Here is a 16596-nt window from a genome sequence, read left to right on the forward strand (position 1 = left end):
TGGCCCTCCGACGCGCGCCGGTCGGGCCGCGTGAGGGCGCGGTCGGTACCCTCAGCCCTCGCGCTCGGCCAGCGCGACCCGCAGCGCGGCGGCGATCTCGCCGGCCGCGACGAGCTGGTCGGGGGTGAGCGCGTCGACGAACAGGTGGCGGACCACCCGCAGGTGCGCGACCGACGCCCGGCGGAACGTCGCCGCGCCGTCGTCGGTGAGCTCGACGCCGGCCGCTCGGCCGCCCCGCCGCGCGACCAGGCCCCGCCGCTCCATGCGGCCCACCTGGTGCGACAGGCGGCTGCGCTCCCAGCCCACGGCCGCCGCCAGCGCCGAGGACCGCAGGCAGCGGCCGTCGGCGTCGTGCAGCGCGAGCAGCACCGCGTAGTCGGCCCAGGACAGCCCCGTCTCCGCCAGCAGGCGCGACGACAGCCGCGAGCGCAGCGCCTCGGTCGCCTCCACGAACTCGCGCCACGTCCGGAGCTGGTCGGGGGTGGGTGAGCGCCGTGCGTCGTCATGCCCTTGTTCCATGTGGCCGCCGTCCTCGGGAATTGACATGTCAATTCCGACGTTACCCCCGTCGACCGCACACCGACACGCCACGTCGGGCGGGCCGCGACCCGGTCCGCCACGGGAGGACATCATGACCACGCTCCAGCTCGGGCTCGACTCGTTCGGCGACCGCCCCGTCGGCGCCGACGGCGAGCTCGTCTCGCACGCCGCCGCGATCCGGCAGGTCGTCGACGAGGCCGTCCTGGCCGACCAGGTCGGAGTCGACGTCGTCGCGCTCGGCGAGCACCACCGGCCGGAGTACGCCATCTCGACGCCGGAGACCGTGCTCGCCGCCGTCGCGTCCCGCACCGAGCGGATCCGGCTCGCGTCGGGCGTGACCGTCCTGTCCTCCGACGACCCGGTCCGCGTGTTCCAGCGCTTCGCCACCCTCGACGCGCTGTCGGACGGGCGTGCCGAGGTGATCCTGGGGCGTGGCTCGTTCACCGAGTCCTTCCCGCTGTTCGGGTACGACCTGGAGGACTACGACCTCCTCTTCGAGGAGAAGATCCACCTCTTCACCGAGCTCCTCACCGAGAAGCCCGTCACCTGGTCCGGCACCACCCGCCCCGCGCTGCGGGACGCCGACGTCTTCCCCAAGACGGAGTCCGGCCGCCTGTCGACGTGGGTCGGGGTGGGCGGCTCGCCGCAGTCCGTGGTCCGCGCGGCGCACTACGGCCTCCCGCTCATGCTCGCGATCATCGGCGGGGAGCCCGCACGGTTCGCCCCGTACGTCGACCTGTACCGCCGCGCCACCGCCCAGCTCGGGACCACGACGCACCCCGTCGGCATGCACTCCCCCGGGTTCGTCGCCGACACCGACGAGGAGGCCGTGGAGGTCTTCTGGCCCCACTACCGGCTCCAGCGCGACCGCATCGGCTCGCTGCGCGGATGGCCGCCGATCCGGCGGGAGGAGTACGACGCCGAGATCGCGCACGGGTCGTTGTACATCGGGTCGCCGGAGACGGTCGCCCGCAAGATCGCGGCCGCCGTCACCGAGCTCGGGGTCGGCCGGTTCGACATGATCTACACCACCGGCGCCCAGCCCGCCGAGGCGCGGCTGCGCAACGTCGAGCTCTACGGGACCCGCGTGATCCCGCGGGTCCGCGAGCTCGTCGCCGAGCACGCCGCGGCGGGCGAGACCGCCGTCCCGGCCGCCGCCGGCACCTCGCAGGGCGGCGCAGCGTGACCGCGGCGCCGTCGGCCGACCGCGAGATGACGCTGGGCATCCTCGGCGCCGGGAAGGTCGGGACCGTCCTGGCGCGCCTCGCCGCCGCCGCCGGGTACCGCGTGCTCGTCGCCGGGTCCGGCGACCCGCAGCGGATCGCCCTCACCGTCGACGTCCTCGCGCCCGGCGCGCAGGCCGTCACCGCCCAGGAGGCCGCGGCGAAGGCCGACGTCGTCGTCCTCGCGCTCCCGCTCGGCCGCTATCGCACCGTGCCCGCGGACGCGCTGGCCGGCAAGCTCGTCGTCGACGCCATGAACTACTGGTGGGAGGTGGACGGGCACCGCGGCGACCTGGCCGAGCCCGCCACCTCGACGAGCGAGCTGGTGCAGGACTTCCTCCCGGCGTCGCGCGTCGTCAAGGCGTTCAACCACATGGGCTACCACGACCTCGACGCCGGAGCCCGGCCGGCGGGGGCGCCCGGACGCCGGGCGATCGCCGTCGCCGGGGACGACCCCGACGACGTGCGCGAGGTGACCGCCCTCGTCGACCGGCTCGGCTTCGACCCGGTGGTCGCCGGCCCCCTGGCCGCCGGAGCACGCCTGCAGCCCGGCACCCCGGCGTTCGGCGCCAACGTGGCCCGCGTGGAGCTGCGGGAGCTGGTCGCGGCGCAGGGCTGACGCGCGTCCGGCCCCGCGAACGTCGGCGGCGCGCCCCGCCGTGCCCTCCTCCACCAGACGGCGCCTCCCGGGACCGTCGCCGCCTGGGTGGGCGAGCACCACGACGTGTCCGGCTGGTGGGCGCAGTCGGTCACCGTCGGGTACGAGCGCGCTGCGCGTGACCGCCACGCACGAGCGGATCGCCACGGCCGCCGAGGCCGAGCACTGGAAGGCCTACTGGGCCGACTGGCTGACGGCGCCTGCCTGGGGGTAGACCGGCACGCCCGCCGCCGACAACGCCTCGAGGTCCCTGCGCGCGGTGGCGACCGAGACCTCGAGGGCGTCGGCGAGCTCCGCCGCGGTCACGCGGGGGCGCGACTGCAGGTGGAGCAGCACCTGGATGAGCCGGTCCGCGCGCATGCTCCGAGACTCCCACGAAAAGTCATCAGGAGGTGAGCACTTTGACCGGGAGAGTGGGTCTCACGGGATCGCACCGACCCCGAGACCACCGAGACCGTTCCGACCATCGGGAGCCGACATGCTGCGCGGACTGACCACCATCACCTACCTCGCCGACGACGTCGCGGCCGCCCGCGACTGGTACGCCGAGGTGCTCGGCACGGACGCCTACTTCGCCCGGGAGGCCGGCGACGCCCTCGCCTACGCGGAGTTCCGCATCGGCGACTACCAGCACGAGCTCGGGGTCATGGACCGCCGCTTCGCTCCCCCGCAGCCGGACGGCGCGGCGGGCGTCGTCACCTATTGGGCGGTCGACGACGTCCGCGCCGCCCACGCCCGGCTGCTCGGGCTCGGCGCCACCCCGTACCAGGAGCCGATCGAGCGCGGGCCCGGGTTCGTCACCGCGGCCGTCGTCGACCCGTTCGGCAACCTGCTCGGCGTGATGGAGAACGCGCACTACGACGAGGTGCTCGGGTCCCTGCGCGGCTGACGGTCACGCCGACAGGGCGACGACCGCGACACCGATCGCCAGCAGCACGTCGAGCACGACGCAGAACTCCGCCAGCGACCGGCCGACCACCCGGCCGGTGCGAAGGTGGTGGACGTCCCACGCCGCATGGGCGAGCAGCACCACGGCGACGAGCAGGCCGCCCGCGGTCGCGTCCGCGCGGACGGCGAGCAGCGCCGCGGCACCGAGCACGAGCATCGCCACGGACTGCAGGGGGAGAGCCCACGGCGGCCGCGCCCGGCCGAGCGCGAACCCGACGACCGCCAGCACGGTCGCGAGGGCGATCGTCCAGAGCGTCGCGTCCAGCCCGGTGAGCTTGGCGAGGCCGATCAGCACGAAGGTCACGCCGAACGCCGGCCACGCCGCGCCGGGCCGGCCGACCGCGGCTGCCGCCACGTAGACGAACCCGGAGGCGGCGAGCACCGGCGCGACGTCGCGCGCGTCGGCGAGCCCGACCATCGAGCCCGCCGCCACCAGGGCGCCCAGCGCCGCAGGCCATACCCTGCCGAACAGGCGACGGCCGCTGCCGGGGCGGGGCGGTCGTCGCACCTGGCCTTGGTCCTGGTCCTGGTCCTGGTCTTCGTCCTGGGTCACGGCCTTCTCGCTCTCCGAGTGGTGAGCCCGATCAGATCGCTAAACTGTACAGCCGCGTACGAGTTAACGGAAGAGGTCGTCGATGCCCGTGACGGCCGAGCTCCGCCCCGCGCGAGCGGACGACGCCGAGGACGTGGCGCGCATCTGGCGCGAGGGCTGGGCCGACGCCCATCTCGGCCACGTCCCCGAGGCGCTCGTCGCCGCCCGCACCCCGGCCTCCTTCGCGGCGCGCGCCCGGCGGGCACGACCACCCCCGGCCGCTAACCTGGACACACCTGTCCAACCTTGGAGGTTCCCGGTGGCCACGACGCCGACGACGCCCGGCACGACCAGCACGACCGGCGTCACCGATCGCGCCCAGGGCGGCACCAAGGACCGGACCAAGCGGGCCGACGCCGTCCGCAACATCGAGGCGATCGTCGGGGCCGCCATCCGCCTCCTGTCCGTCGACCCCGACGCGAGCATCAACGAGATCGCCAAGGCCGCGGGCGTCGGGCGCGTGACCCTCTACGGGCACTTCGACTCCCGGGCGACGCTCGTGCGCGAGGTCGCGGACCGCGCCATCGCCCAGACCGACGAGTCGCTGGGCCAGGTGGACCTCGAGGGCGACCCGCGAGAGGCGCTCGGGCGCCTGCTCGAGGCCACCTGGCACCTGACCCACCGGTTCGGGGCCCTCGTGGTCGCCGCCTCCCAGGCGTTGCCGCCCGAGGAGATGCGCCGCGCGCACGAGGAGCCCGCCGCCCGCGTCCGCGGCCTGCTCGAGCGCGGGCGGGCCGCCGGGGACTTCCGCGACGACATGCCGATCGCCTGGCAGCTCAGCGTCGTCCAGGCGGTCGTGCACGGCGCGTCCCTCGCCGTGCACCGCGGCGAGATCTCGGCCGACCAGGCGCCGTCGCTGGTCCGCGACACGACGCTCGCCGCCCTCACCGCCTGACGGCACCGGCCGGTCCGGCCGCGACAGATTCACCCGCCGCACGTCGCTCGATCCTCTTGTCGAACACACATGTTCGACTTAACTTACGTGAACACAGGTGTTCAGGTTAACGAGAGAGGGCCGGCGCCATGACCGCTCCGGAGAAGACCGCCCCAGGACCGTCCACCACGCCCGACCCGCGCCGGTGGCGCATCCTCGGCCTGCTGGGTGTCGCCCAGCTCATGCTGATCGTCGACGTCACCGTCGTCGCGATCGCGCTCCCCGACATGGGCGCCGACCTCGGCCTCGACCGCGCCGGCCTGACCTGGGTGGCGAGCGTGTACGCCCTGGTCTTCGGCGGCCTCATGCTGCTCGGCGGCAAGGCGGCGGACGTCGTCGGGCCCCGCCGCGTCGTGCTCGCCGGGCTCGCAGTGTTCACGCTCGCCTCGCTGCTCGCCGGGCTGGCGGGCACGGCCGAGCTGCTCCTGCTCGCCCGCGCGCTGCAGGGCGTCGGCGCGGCGGCGATGTCCCCCGCGGCGCTGTCGGTGATCGTGCGCACCTTCAGCGGCGACGAGCTCTCCCGCGCCCTCGGCGTGTGGTCGGCGCTCGGCGGCGCCGGGGCCGCGGTCGGCGTCCTCGTGGGCGGCCTCCTCACCTCCGGCCCCGGCTGGCCGTGGGTGTTCTGGGTCAACGTCCCCGTCGGCGCCGCCCTGCTCCTGGCGCTGCTCCGGTCGGTGCGGCCCTGGCCCGGCTCGGGCGGGCGGCTCGACGTCCTCGGGGCCGCCCTCGCCACCGGATCGACCGGCGCCGTCGTGTACGGCCTGGTCGCGGCCGGCGACCAGGGCTGGCTCGGGCCGCGCACGATCGTCGCGCTGCTCGCCGGGCTGGTCGGGTACGCGCTGCTCGCGCTGCGCCTCCGCACCGCTGCCGCGCCGCTCCTCGACCCCGGCATGCTCACCCGGAGGCCCGTCGCGCGCGGGCTCGGCCTGATCTTCGTCGCCACGGCGCTGATGATCTCGGTGTTCTTCCTCGGATCCTTCGCCCTGCAGCAGATGCACGGCTTCAGCCCCCTGGAAACCGGGCTGTCCTTCCTGCCGGTCGCGGTCGGCACCGTCCTCGGCGCCCAGCTCGCCGGGCGGACGCTCCCGGCCCGCGGCGTGCGCGCGGTCTCGGTGGCCGGGCTGCTCGTCGCCGCCGCCGGCCTCGCGGCCGCCGCCGGGATCTTCTCGATGACGGTGCTCGTCGCCGGCACCAGCGTCGCGGGCCTCGGGATCGGCGCCGTCTTCGTCGCCGCGGCCGGGAGCCTCTTCTCCGCCGTGCAGCCGCACGAGGCCGGGGTCGCCTCCGGCGCCCTCAGCACGTTCCACGAGTTCGGCGCCGCCACCGGGGTCTCCGCCGTGTCCAGCGTCGCCGCCGCGGCGCTGCTCCACCCCACGTTCGAGACGTTCGCCGCCGGCTACTGGTTCGCCGCCGCCGTCGCGCTCGCGGCGGGGCTCGCGTCCCTCGCGCCCGCCCGCCGCGCCGGCGGACCCGAGCGGGTGCGAGCGGGTGATTGACGGCCCGGCACCTGTCCCCGGCGGGCCGCCGTTCCTACAGTGGTGAGCGTGGGCCACGAGCATGGCGGGGAACCGGCGTCCGCGGAGCTCGACCACCTGCTCCTCGAGGCGAGGTTCGCCGTGCCCCGCCGGCGGGACGGGACGGTGAGCCGGGCCGCGCTGATCGACGCCGCCCGGGCGAGCGGCCGCCGGGTGGTCGGCGTGACCGCCCCGGCCGGGTACGGCAAGTCGACGCTGCTGGCCGAGTGGGCGTCGCGCGACGAGCGCCAGGTCGTCTGGGTGTCCCTCGACCGGCTCGACGACAACCCGCTGAACCTCCTCATCGTCCTCGCCACCGCGTTCTCCCGGGCCCAGCCGGGACAGCAGGACCTGGCGGCGGACATGATCGGGCCGGACGTCTCCGTGCTCGCGCGGGCGGCGCCCCGGCTGGTGTCCGCCCTGCGCGACGACCCGGCGCCGTTCCTGCTCGTCCTCGACGACCTGCACGAGATCCGGTCCCCGGCGTGCCACGACGTGCTCGGCCTCGTGATCGCCGGGGTCCCCGCCGGGTCGCAGCTCGTCGCCGCGAGCCGGGACGAGCAGCCGCACGTCCCGCGGCTGCGCGCTTCGGACGAGGTGGTGGAGATCGTCGCGACCGACCTGGCGCTCGGCGTCGCCGACACCGAGCAGGTGTTCGAGGCCGCGCACGTCCCGGTGTCGCGCGAGGTCGCCGCGACGGTGACCGAGCGGACCGAGGGCTGGCCGGCAGGGGTCTACCTCGCCTCGCTCGTCGCCCGGCACGGCGACCCCCGGGACGTGCAGGTCTCCGGGGCCGACCCGTACATCGCCGACTTCCTGCAGCGCGAGACGTTCCGACGCCTGCCCGCGACGACGCGGAGGTTCCTGCGCCGCACCGCCGTGCTGGACGTCATGTCCGCGCCGCTGTGCGACGCGGTCCTCGGCGAGCGCTCCTCGCAGCAGCTGCTGCGGCGGCTCGAGGCGTCGAGCCTGTTCCTCGTGCCGCTCGACCGGCGCCGCGAGCTCTTCCGCTACCACGCGCTCTTCCGGGAGTTCCTGCTCACCGAGCTGATGGACGTCGAGCCGGGGCTCGCCGACACCCTGCGGGTCCGCGCCGCGGACTGGTTCGAGGCCCACGGCTCCCCCGAGCAGGCCGTGGAGCACCTGCTCCCGACGTCCGAGCGCGACCGGTGCGTCCGCCTGGTCACGCGGGTGGTCATGGCGAGCTTCCAGGCCGGGCGCATCGCGACGATCGAGAGGTGGCTGCGCGCCCTCGGCGACGACGCCATCGCGGGCTACCCGCCGCTCGCGCTGCTCGCCGGCTACGTGGCCGTGTACGAGGGGCACGCCTTCGAGGCCGAGCGCTGGGGCGCCGTGGCCGACGCCGCGTCGTTCGCGGGCGAGCTCGTCGACGGGACGGCGTCGTTCGACTCCGCCCGGGCCATGTACCGCGCCCTGCGCTGCCCGGCCGGCCCGCAGCAGATGCTCGACGACGCCCGCCGCGCCCTCGCCGAGGAGCCGGGGTGGGGCGGCTGGCGCGACACGGCCCTGGCCCTGGCGGGCGACGCCCTGCTGCTCGCGGGCGACACGGCGGGTGCGACGCGGCACCTCCAGGAGGCCGTCGCCACGGCGAGCGCGGTCGGGAACGGGGACACGCTGGCGTTCGGCGCGGCGCTGCTCGCGCAGCTCGACATGGACCACGACCGCTGGGACGACGCCGCGGACCACGTGCGCCTGGCCCTGGACACCGTCGCGACGCACCGGATGGACGACTACCCGACCAGCGCGCTCGTCCAAGCCGCCGCCGCGCGGCTCGCGCTCCACCTCGGCGACCCGGCCCGGGCTCGCCGGCGGCTGACCCAGGCGATGCGGGCGCGGGCCTTCTGCACCTACGCCTTCCCGACGCTCGCCGTCCGGGTGCGCCTCCACCTCGCCCGGACGAGCTGGTCGACCGGGGACGTCGCCGCGGTGCGGCACCTGCTGCGCGAGGTCGACGACGTCCTGCTGCACCGGCCCGCGCTGGGGACGCTGGTCGACGAGGCCGCCGACCTGCGCAAGTCGTTCGACACGGGCGAGCGCCCCGGCATGCCGGTCACCGCGAAGGCTCCGCTCACGCCGGCCGAGCTGCGGCTCCTGCCGTACCTGCAGACGCACCTGACGATCCGGGAGATCGGGGACCGGCTGTTCGTCACCCGCAACACGGCCAGCTCCCAGGTCGGGTCGATCTACCGCAAGCTCGGGGTCTCCTCGCGCGCCGGCGCGGTCGACCGGGCCACCGCGATGGGGCTGCTCGGCTCGTGACGCGTCAGCCGGCGACGTCGTCGTCGAGCGCGTCGTGCCCGAGCGCCAGGGCGAGCATGGGCGCCGCGGCGACGACGCTGGGCAGGCCGACGATCGGCACGACGGCGGTGAGCACGTCGACGATCTCGGCCGTCGTCGCGCCCGCCGTGACCGCCTCGTCCACCAGGCTCCCGTAGGTGGGCTCGGCGCCGCCGACGGCGACCAGCGCGGCGAGGCGGGCGAGCGCGACGTCCCTCTGCTCGAGCTCCGCCGGCTCGAGCCCCCGGCCGTCGTCGAGGCTGGGGTCGTTCACGGCGAAGCGCCGCAGTCGGTCGACGTAGTCCACGAGGTCCACCTCTCCGAGGTCGGGTCGGCCTGCCCCTCCATTGACGCGCGCCGGGCGCCGGGAGGCATCACCCCGATCACATGAACCGGGCCCGCAGCCGAGCGCGCCCCGGCCGACGTCATGCACGATTTCATGCACTCTGCGTGACGACGCCGGGGCGCGATCCGCGACACGCTGCGGTCATCGCTCCGACGGCAGGGAGGGCAGCCCCGTGGACAGCTTCATGGACTGGTTCTGGCTCATGCTCTGGTGGTTCGCGTTCGTCATGTACCTCATGGTGCTGTTCCACATCATCGGCGACCTGTTCCGCGACCACGAGCTCAACGGCTGGTGGAAGGCGCTGTGGGTGGTCGCGCTGATCGTGATCCCGTTCCTGTCGGCGCTGGTCTACCTGATCGCCCGCGGGCGCGGGATGGCCGAGCGGCAGTCGGCGCGGATGAGCGCGGCCCGCGCGGACACCGACGCGTACATCCGCGCCACCGCCGGCGGGTCGAGCGCCGCCGCGCAGATCACCGAGGCCAAGGGCCTCTACGACGCCGGGGTGATCAACGACGCGGAGTTCGCCGCCCTCAAGGAGAAGGCGCTGGGCTGAGCGCCTCGGCGCCGGGGCCGGAGCGGTCGTGCGACTTCCCCGGCGCCCGCCGGACCGGCGCCCGCTCCGGCGCCCGCTCCGGGCGCGGCGGCGGCTGCGGGCGGGTGCCGTCCAGCTGCTCGGAGCGGCGGCGGGCGTCGCCGCGGGCCTGACGCTGCCGACCTCCGGCGTCGGCCCCGCCGTGGACGGCAGCCGGCTGGTCGAGCCGCTCGTCACCCTCGGGATCGGGGTCGTCGGCCTGGTCAGCGTCGTCTACTCGCTCCTGTTCGGCGTGGTGCAGTGGTCGTCCGACGCCTTCTCCCCCCGCCTGGGCCTCTTCCGCGACGACCCGCTGGTGTGGCGGACCTTCGCGTTCTCGATCGGGGTGTTCGTGTTCTGCACGGTCGCGGCCGTGACCGGCGGCGGCGAGCAGCGGGTGTCCGTCCTCGTGCCGGGGGCGGCGATCCTCGGGGTGCTGGTCGCCGTGGCGCTCATCCGACGGCTGCAGGGGCTCGCGTTCCTCTCGATCCAGCTGGCCTTCGTCCTGGACGAGGTCGTGACCCGCGGCCTGCGGGTCGTCGACCGCCGCTACCCGCCCGCCGCCGACACGCCCCGCCCAGGGCAGGGCGCCCCACCGCCCGACCTGCCGCCGGTGCGGCGCACCGTCGCCTGGTCCGGCCGGCCCGGCGTTGTCCAGCAGCTCGACCTGCGCCGCCTCGTGGCCGACGCCGCCCGGGCCGACGCCGTCGTGGCGTTCCGCGTCGCGGTCGGCGACCGGCTGCACGTGGGCGCGGCGCTCGCGACGGTCCACGGCGGAGACCTGGGGGACGACGCCGTCCGCCGGGCCGTGGTCCGCGGCACCGAGCGGACCCTCGACCAGGACCCGATGCTCGCCTTCCGCCTGCTGGCCGACATCGGGCTGCGCGCCCTGTCCCCCGCCGTCAACGACCCGGCGACCGCCGTCGAGTCGCTCGACGCGACCGGCGACCTGCTGCGCCACCTCGCCACCCGCGACCTCGACCGCACGGACGTCCTCGACGACGACGGCGCGCTGCGGGCACGGCTCGTCGTCCCGACCTGGGAGGACTACGTCCGCACCGGCGTCGCGGACCTGCTCCCGGCGGCCGCGGCGGCCCCGATGGTGCTCGGCCGGATCGGGCGCCTGCTCGACCAGCTGACGCCGCTCGTCCCGCCGTCGCACCGGGCGGTGCTCGGGCGGCTGGGCGACGACGTGCGGTCCCGGTCGTAGCCCCGCGCGGCTCAGTCGAGGTCGGCCGCGTAGGTCCGGAACTCGCCGCCGTCGCGGTGCATCGCCCAGATCCGCCCGGCCAGGGCCGCGGGCTCGTGCGACGGCTCGCCGCCCCCGATGCCGCGCGGGATGATCAGCTGGCCGACGTGGATGCCCTCCGGGGCGAGCGCGTCGTGCAGCAGCTGCCCGTAGGCGCTCTCCGCGGCGAAGGCGACGGACGTGCCCGTGACGTTCGGCCCGGGGCGGACGGCGCTGCCGCCGTTGACGAGCACGACGGTGCCGCGACCGGCCGCGCGCATGCCCGGCAGCACCTGCCGCACCGCCGTGACCGGGCCGTAGACGGACTGCTCGACCGGCGCCACGAGGTCGTCGGCGGTGGTGTCGAGCACAGGCTTCATGAAGTCCCGCTGCGGCACCGGGCTGTACTGGAGCACCTCGATGGTGCCGAGCTCCGCGGCGGCGGACTCGAGGGCGGCCGCGAGCTGCCGCGGGTCGCGCGCGTCGGCGGCGTACCCGCGGGCGTCGACGCCGGCGGTGCGCACATCGGCGGCCAGGGCGTCGACGTGCTCCTGGGTGCGCGAGACGAGCGCGACGTCGAAGCCGTGCGTGGCGAACTCGCGCGCGACGGCGGCGCCGAGGCCGCGGCCGGCACCCACGATGGCGATGGTGGACATGATGCTCCTTCGATGGTCGGCGATCCCTCGGGGGCGACATCGCGGTCGCCCCCTCCACGACGCTACGTACGACGCGGCCGCCGTGGCGGGTACGAGGGGTGCCCTGTGAGTACCACGCTCGGCACCGTTGACAGTTTGAGCTCTAACTCTTAGAGTCTTAACCATGACCGCGATGCCCCTACCCACCAGCAACCTCGAGCTCGTCCGCTGGATCGGATGGGCCCAGCGCAAGGCCGGCGAGGACTGGATCCGCGAGCGCGAGCTCAGCCACGAGCAGGCCTTCGTGCTCGGCTACCTGGTGCAGAACCCCGGCGCGATCCAGCGCGACATCGCCGCGGTGAGCCGCACCAGCGCCGCGAGCGTCACGAGCCTCCTCAAGGGGCTCGAGCAGCGCGGCCTCGTCGAGCGCCGCGCGGCACCCGACAACGCGCGCGTCAAGCGCGTCCATGCCACTCCGGCCGGCGCCGAGCTCGTCGCCGGCTTCCCCGAAGCGATGGCCGCCCTCGACGACACGATCCTCGCCCCGCTGGACCCGAGCGAGCGGTCCACCCTGCAGGCGCTCCTCACCAAGATCGTCGCGGAGCTGCCCCAGCCCACCCGGGACTGACCGGCCCGGCGCGGCCGCGCCGCGCACCTGATCCCTCTCGCTCGACCTTCCCACCGACTCCTCCGCCGCGCCGGCGACCGCCGGCGTGCGCTCGAGCCTGCCCGAAAAGGAGCAGCAGCCATGACCACCGACCTCACCTCCCCCGCCCAGCCACCTGCCGCCTCGCCGAGCCCGGCCGACGCCGTCGGCACCAACCGCTGGTACCTCTCCTCCGCGCCGATCGTGCGCGCCCTCCTGCACCTGTGCGTGCCGATGGCAGCGGCGATGATCGTCGGCGCCGTCTACAACGTCATCAACGCCGGTGTCATCGGCTCCCTGCACGACAACGCCCTGCTCGCCGCCGTCACGCTCGGCACCCCGATCCTCGGCCTCGTCATGGCCGTCGGAGGCGTCTTCGGCGTGGGCGGCGGCGCGCTCGTCTCCCGCCTGCTCGGCGCCGCCGAGCACGACCCCGCCCAGGCCGGGCAGGTCAAGCACGTCTCCTCGTTCGCCGTCTGGGGCGCGGCGATCGCCGGCGCCGTGCTCGGCGTCGTCGGGCTGCTGTTCCTCCAGCCCCTCGTCTCGCTGCTCGGCGCGGACCCCGCGACGGCCGCGGCGACGAGCTCCTACGTCGGCGTCATGCTCGCCTTCGTCCCCGTGCTCACCGCCGCGTTCTGCCTCGAGCAGCTCGTGCGGGCGGAGGGCGCCGCGCGTCAGGTGATGGTCGGCCTCGTCGCGTCCACGGTCGCCAACCTCGTGCTCGACGTCGTGTTCGTCCTCGTCCTGCACTGGGGCGTCGCCGGCGTGGCCCTCGCGACCGGCCTGTCGAACCTCGCCGTCGTCGCCTACTTCGCCGCCTGGCTGACCCGCCACAGCGAGCACATGAGCCTCGCGCCGCGCTGGTTCACCCTCTCCCCGGCCGTGCTCAAGCCCGTGTTCGGCGTCGGCGTCGGCGAGCTGCTGCAGGCGTCGTTCCTCATCGTCACTTCGCTGGTGCTCAACAACCTCGCCGCCGCCTACGGCGACGGCCCGCTCGCGGCCATGGGCGTCGCCGTCCGCATCGCGCAGGTGCCCGAGTTCCTGCTCATGGGGATCACGCTCGGCGTCCTGCCGCTGCTCGCCTACTCCTACGGCAAGGGCGACCGCGGCCGCCTCACGGCGGCGCTGCGCGCGTCCGCGCTCACCGTCGGCGGCCTCGGGGTGCTGTTCTCCGCCGTCGTGATCCTGTTCCGCGACCAGGTGTTCTCCGCGTTCGTCTCCGACCCCGCCGTCCTGACGATCGGCGCCACGATCCTCACCGCCCAGCTCGTGGCGATGATCGCCAACGGCTTCGCCGGGCTCATGACGTCGCTGTTCCAGGCGACAGGTCGGGCCACCCCGGCGATCGTCATGTCGGTGTCGCAGGGGGTGCTGTTCATCCCCATCGTCATCCTCGGCAACCTGTGGTTCGGGCTCGCCGGCATCGTCTGGGCGCTCACCGTCAGCGAGGTGCTCGTGTGCCTCGTCGGCGTCGGGCTCCTGCTCGCGTCGCGGCGCGCGATCGAGAAGGGTCTCGCCGACGGCAGCCCCGAGCGCGCCGAGGAGACGCTCGAGCAGGCGGCGTGACCGCGACGTCGGCCGTCAGCCGGCGTGCTCGACCCGGCGCTCGCCCGCTGCTGCGCCATCCGCCGCAGCGTGAGCAGCACCGGGTCGGTGAGCAGCGGTGAGAACCGGTACGGTCGCGCTTCAGAGCCTCGCGTCGCACGGTATGCTGTCGAACACCCGTTCGAATGAGGTGACGCGATGGGTCTCGACCGACGCGCCCCGCGGAACGGCGCCGCGAGCCGGATCGAGCAGGTCCCGATGCGCGACACCGCTGCGGACGCCCCCGGTGAGCAGCGGCGCGGTCACACCGTCACGCAGCCCGAGACGCCGCTGCCGGTGCGCGTGTGGGTGGTACAGCGCCAGACCGGCGCCTTCGAGGCCGACGGGGAGGCGACGGGGTGGACCGACCGCCAGGTGCACGTGCGCTACCTCGACCCGCACGGGCGCCAGGGCTACGCCTGGGTGTGGGCGTCGGCCGTCACGCGCCGGCCGGCCGACTGAGCCGGCCGCGCCCTCACGGCCACCCGCGCGCCATCACGTCGACCGCCTGGGCGGACGGGCAGGCGACCAGCCCGCCGTCGACCTCGACGAGGTCGACGCGTTCCACACCGCCCGTGGACTGTGGTTGGCCGTGGTCGGCTGACGATGCCAGGATCCTCCGAATGACCACCACCGTCGGTGCCTCGTCCATGCCCTGGCTCTCGGAGCTCTACGCCCTCGCGCAGGAGACCCTCGACCGCAACGTCGTCACCGACGACGCCGGCACGTTCATCCGGGCAGGCGGCGGCTACGCCGACCCGTGGACCCGCGACGCCGCGCTCAACTCCTGGGGCGCCGCCACCCTGCTGCGGCCCGACGACGCGCGCGCGACCCTGCTGCGCGTCTGCGAGCCGGCGCCGGACGGGCGGCTCGTCGTCGCGCAGGACGACCAGTGGTGGGACCAGATCATCTGGGTGATCGCCGCCTGCGACCACGCGTGGACGACCGGTGACGACGAGTTCCTCGCGACCGCCTGGCACGTCGGCCGCGACTCGCTCGAGATCCTGCACCGCGACCGGTTCCGTCCGCGCTGGGGCCTGTATGCCGGCCCGGGGCTGATGCAGGACGGCATCTCCGGGCTCCCGACGCCACCCGCCACCGCGGACGAACCCACCTCGTTCGTCCTCGACTACCCCGACGCGCACGAGATCATGACGCTGTCGACCAACGTCGTCTACGGCGCCGCCCTGCGCTGCCTCGCCGAGGCCGCGGACCGGCTCGGCCACGACGTGGCGGCGCTGGCCGCCCGGGCCGACGCCCTCGCGGCCGCGATCGAGGAGCACCTGCGCGACGGCGACACCTACGGCTACTTCCTGCACGGCACGGGTCCGCAGGCGGGCACCCTCGACCGCCACCGCGAGGCCGCAGGCCTCGCGCTCGCCGTGGTCGTCGGCCTCGTACCCGCGGACCGGACCCGGGAGGTGCTCGACTCCATCGGCCGCGGGCCCGCGGGCGTGGTCAACGTCGCCCCGCACTTCGACCGCTACGACGACGCCCACCCCGGGCGGCACAACGCGATCTGCTGGCCCATGGTCATGGGACTGGCCGGGCTGGCCTCCGCGACGGCCGGCGACCGGGCGGGCGTGGTCCGCACGCTCGAGGACTTCTACCGCGTGGTGGACGCCGGCGGCGGCCGGTTCGACGAGCTCTACGACGCCGCGACCGGCCTGGCCCACGGCGGCTGGCAGTGCGGCCACGTCTGGCCGAGCCAGCCCGACCAGACCTGGTCCGCGACCTCGCTGCTGCGGCTCGTCCACCTGGGGCTCGTCGGGCTGGCCCCGTCCGCCGACGGCCTGCGGTTCGCCCCGCTCCCGCTCGAGGCGGACGAGACCATCGAGCTCCGAGGCCTGCCCTACGGCGCGGCCACCCTCGACATCACGCTCCGCGGCGCCACCGACCGGGTCGCCGACCAGATCGACGGCCAGGTCGACACCCGCAACATCGTGCTCGTCGACGGCGCCGACGTCTCCGACGACGCCGTGCACGTGCCGGTCGGCGCGGCCGGGACCCACCAGGTCGACGTCCTCGTCGGCGCGGCGGGCTGAGGCGCTCTCGCACCCCGTGCCGTGTCGGTGTCGGCCGCTAGGTTCGCCGCAGGCCCGGCGACCGCGCGAGGCCTGGACCGGAAGGGACGTCGGGCACGGATGAGTCGAGCGCGCCAGGACCCGACGGGGCAGTACGACGCCGACCTGCTCGACCTGCTCGCCGAGCCCGACGAGCTGCCCGGCGCCAAGCCCGACGACGGCCCGATGCCGCTGGACGAACTGGCCGCGCTCGCCCGTGCGCTGATGGACCGGCACGGCCTGCACGACTGGTCGTTCGCGTGGGACCGTGCGGTGCGCCGGGCCGGGGCCACCCGGTGGAGGTCGCGCACCATCTCCCTGTCCGTGCCGCTGATGCGCCGGTTCCCGCGCCACGACGCGCGAAACACGATCCTGCACGAGATCGCCCACGCCCTCGTCGGGCACGGCCACGGGCACGACGGCACCTGGAAGGCCAAGGCCGCCGAGATCGGCGCCCGCCCGGAGCGCTGCTTCGACTCGTCGATCGCTCAGGTCGACGGCGACTGGACCGGCACCTGCCCCCAGGGCCACTCCCACAGCCGGCACCGCGCGCCGAAGCACGCCACGGTCTCGTGCGGGATCTGCTCTCCCCGGGTCTTCGACCGCCGATTCCTGCTGACCTGGTCGTGGCGGGGTGTCCCCGTCCTGACGCCCGGCAGCCGCGTGGAGCTCGTCGGCGACCACGAGTGGCGGGGCCGCCGAGGCCGCGTCGCCAAGCTGCTGGACACGCGCTACGCCGTCGTCCTCGACTCCGGCCGACGGCTCCGCGTCCCGTTCGCGCTGGTCGCCGGCCCGCGGGACGCCCCGTCCTCCTGA

Annotated in this window: 18 protein-coding genes; 13 read left to right on the top strand and 5 right to left on the bottom strand. The window is 75.1% G+C overall.

Features of this window, described 5'->3' with window-relative positions:
- Positions 1–51: 51 nt before the first annotated feature.
- Positions 52–519, bottom strand: coding sequence for a MarR family winged helix-turn-helix transcriptional regulator (locus ACQFYA_RS13910; protein WP_499125184.1), 468 nt, complete (start codon positions 517–519; stop codon positions 52–54).
- Between the two features lie 112 nt (positions 520–631).
- Between ACQFYA_RS13910 and ACQFYA_RS13915 the strand changes: the two genes are divergently transcribed.
- Positions 632–1726 (top strand): LLM class flavin-dependent oxidoreductase, encoded by a 1095-nt coding sequence (locus ACQFYA_RS13915; RefSeq protein ID WP_499125186.1) that lies wholly within the window; start codon positions 632–634, stop codon positions 1724–1726.
- 26 nt (positions 1727–1752) lie between these two features.
- Positions 1753–2382: an NADPH-dependent F420 reductase gene (locus ACQFYA_RS13920; protein WP_499127537.1), complete on the top strand. Its 630-nt coding sequence runs from the start codon at positions 1753–1755 to the stop codon at positions 2380–2382.
- Between the two features lie 213 nt (positions 2383–2595).
- Here ACQFYA_RS13920 and ACQFYA_RS13925 read toward each other — a convergent pair whose 3' ends face one another.
- A complete protein-coding gene (locus ACQFYA_RS13925) occupies positions 2596–2781 on the bottom strand; it encodes a helix-turn-helix transcriptional regulator (protein ID WP_499125188.1) in 186 nt (61 codons plus the stop codon).
- Between the two features lie 118 nt (positions 2782–2899).
- Between ACQFYA_RS13925 and ACQFYA_RS13930 the strand changes: the two genes are divergently transcribed.
- Positions 2900–3310 carry a VOC family protein gene (locus ACQFYA_RS13930; RefSeq protein WP_499125190.1) on the top strand — a complete coding sequence of 137 codons (411 nt, stop codon included), beginning with the start codon at positions 2900–2902 and terminating at the stop codon, positions 3308–3310.
- A 3-nt stretch (positions 3311–3313) separates the two neighbouring features.
- Here the strand turns inward: ACQFYA_RS13930 and ACQFYA_RS13935 are convergent, their stop codons facing one another.
- Positions 3314–3922, bottom strand: coding sequence for a hypothetical protein (locus ACQFYA_RS13935; protein ID WP_499125192.1), 609 nt, complete (start codon positions 3920–3922; stop codon positions 3314–3316).
- An 82-nt stretch (positions 3923–4004) separates the two neighbouring features.
- Between ACQFYA_RS13935 and ACQFYA_RS13940 the strand changes: the two genes are divergently transcribed.
- The 3 genes from ACQFYA_RS13940 (at position 4005) to ACQFYA_RS13950 (ending at position 8689) form a co-directional block, all read left to right on the top strand.
- Positions 4005–4856, top strand: a complete 852-nt coding sequence (locus tag ACQFYA_RS13940) for a TetR/AcrR family transcriptional regulator (RefSeq protein ID WP_499125194.1) — start codon at positions 4005–4007, stop codon at positions 4854–4856.
- A 128-nt stretch (positions 4857–4984) separates the two neighbouring features.
- Positions 4985–6391 (top strand): MFS transporter, encoded by a 1407-nt coding sequence (locus ACQFYA_RS13945; protein WP_499125196.1) that lies wholly within the window; start codon positions 4985–4987, stop codon positions 6389–6391.
- Positions 6392–6439: 48 nt separating this feature from the next.
- Positions 6440–8689, top strand: coding sequence for a helix-turn-helix transcriptional regulator (locus tag ACQFYA_RS13950; RefSeq protein WP_499125198.1), 2250 nt, complete (start codon positions 6440–6442; stop codon positions 8687–8689).
- A 4-nt stretch (positions 8690–8693) separates the two neighbouring features.
- Here the strand turns inward: ACQFYA_RS13950 and ACQFYA_RS13955 are convergent, their stop codons facing one another.
- Positions 8694–9014, bottom strand: coding sequence for a carboxymuconolactone decarboxylase family protein (locus ACQFYA_RS13955; RefSeq protein WP_499125199.1), 321 nt, complete (start codon positions 9012–9014; stop codon positions 8694–8696).
- Between the two features lie 211 nt (positions 9015–9225).
- Here ACQFYA_RS13955 and ACQFYA_RS13960 point away from each other — a divergent pair, with 211 nt between their 5' ends.
- Positions 9226–9606 carry an SHOCT domain-containing protein gene (locus ACQFYA_RS13960; protein ID WP_499125201.1) on the top strand — a complete coding sequence of 127 codons (381 nt, stop codon included), beginning with the start codon at positions 9226–9228 and terminating at the stop codon, positions 9604–9606.
- Positions 9607–9634: 28 nt separating this feature from the next.
- The gene (locus tag ACQFYA_RS13965; RefSeq protein WP_499125203.1) at positions 9635–10834 is read left to right on the top strand and encodes a DUF2254 family protein; all 1200 of its coding nucleotides are present in this window, start codon (positions 9635–9637) and stop codon (positions 10832–10834) included.
- An 11-nt stretch (positions 10835–10845) separates the two neighbouring features.
- Here ACQFYA_RS13965 and ACQFYA_RS13970 read toward each other — a convergent pair whose 3' ends face one another.
- Positions 10846–11508, bottom strand: coding sequence for an SDR family NAD(P)-dependent oxidoreductase (locus ACQFYA_RS13970; protein WP_499125205.1), 663 nt, complete (start codon positions 11506–11508; stop codon positions 10846–10848).
- Between the two features lie 163 nt (positions 11509–11671).
- On the opposite strand from ACQFYA_RS13970, the gene ACQFYA_RS13975 reads away from it, so the two are divergent.
- The 5 genes from ACQFYA_RS13975 to ACQFYA_RS13995 all read left to right on the top strand — a co-directional run bounded on the left by ACQFYA_RS13975 (position 11672) and on the right by ACQFYA_RS13995 (position 16596).
- A complete protein-coding gene (locus ACQFYA_RS13975) occupies positions 11672–12115 on the top strand; it encodes a MarR family winged helix-turn-helix transcriptional regulator (protein WP_499125207.1) in 444 nt (147 codons plus the stop codon).
- A 120-nt stretch (positions 12116–12235) separates the two neighbouring features.
- Positions 12236–13699 (top strand): MATE family efflux transporter, encoded by a 1464-nt coding sequence (locus tag ACQFYA_RS13980; RefSeq protein ID WP_499125209.1) that lies wholly within the window; start codon positions 12236–12238, stop codon positions 13697–13699.
- A 177-nt stretch (positions 13700–13876) separates the two neighbouring features.
- A complete protein-coding gene (locus ACQFYA_RS13985) occupies positions 13877–14179 on the top strand; it encodes a hypothetical protein (protein WP_499125210.1) in 303 nt (100 codons plus the stop codon).
- 161 nt (positions 14180–14340) lie between these two features.
- On the top strand, positions 14341–15762 hold the full coding sequence (locus tag ACQFYA_RS13990; protein ID WP_499125212.1) for a glucosidase family protein: 1422 nt from the start codon (positions 14341–14343) through the stop codon (positions 15760–15762).
- Positions 15763–15861: 99 nt separating this feature from the next.
- A complete protein-coding gene (locus ACQFYA_RS13995; RefSeq protein ID WP_499125213.1) occupies positions 15862–16596 on the top strand; it encodes a SprT-like domain-containing protein in 735 nt (244 codons plus the stop codon).

It is taken from the genome of Promicromonospora sp. Marseille-Q5078, assembly GCF_050315395.1.
Classification (GTDB): Bacteria; Actinomycetota; Actinomycetes; order Actinomycetales; family Cellulomonadaceae; genus Isoptericola.

Coding starts and splice junctions, on each gene's coding strand:
- ACQFYA_RS13970 (WP_499125205.1), bottom strand. CDS start 11,508: ATGTCCACCATCGCCATCGTGGGTGCCGGCCGCGGCCTCGGCGCCGCC.
- ACQFYA_RS13915 (WP_499125186.1), top strand. CDS start 632: ATGACCACGCTCCAGCTCGGGCTCGACTCGTTCGGCGACCGCCCCGTC.
- ACQFYA_RS13975 (WP_499125207.1), top strand. CDS start 11,672: ATGACCGCGATGCCCCTACCCACCAGCAACCTCGAGCTCGTCCGCTGG.
- ACQFYA_RS13930 (WP_499125190.1), top strand. CDS start 2,900: ATGCTGCGCGGACTGACCACCATCACCTACCTCGCCGACGACGTCGCG.
- ACQFYA_RS13990 (WP_499125212.1), top strand. CDS start 14,341: ATGACCACCACCGTCGGTGCCTCGTCCATGCCCTGGCTCTCGGAGCTC.
- ACQFYA_RS13980 (WP_499125209.1), top strand. CDS start 12,236: ATGACCACCGACCTCACCTCCCCCGCCCAGCCACCTGCCGCCTCGCCG.
- ACQFYA_RS13925 (WP_499125188.1), bottom strand. CDS start 2,781: ATGCGCGCGGACCGGCTCATCCAGGTGCTGCTCCACCTGCAGTCGCGC.
- ACQFYA_RS13995 (WP_499125213.1), top strand. CDS start 15,862: ATGAGTCGAGCGCGCCAGGACCCGACGGGGCAGTACGACGCCGACCTG.
- ACQFYA_RS13945 (WP_499125196.1), top strand. CDS start 4,985: ATGACCGCTCCGGAGAAGACCGCCCCAGGACCGTCCACCACGCCCGAC.
- ACQFYA_RS13940 (WP_499125194.1), top strand. CDS start 4,005: ATGCCCGTGACGGCCGAGCTCCGCCCCGCGCGAGCGGACGACGCCGAG.
- ACQFYA_RS13985 (WP_499125210.1), top strand. CDS start 13,877: ATGGGTCTCGACCGACGCGCCCCGCGGAACGGCGCCGCGAGCCGGATC.
- ACQFYA_RS13910 (WP_499125184.1), bottom strand. CDS start 519: ATGGAACAAGGGCATGACGACGCACGGCGCTCACCCACCCCCGACCAG.
- ACQFYA_RS13920 (WP_499127537.1), top strand. CDS start 1,753: ATGACGCTGGGCATCCTCGGCGCCGGGAAGGTCGGGACCGTCCTGGCG.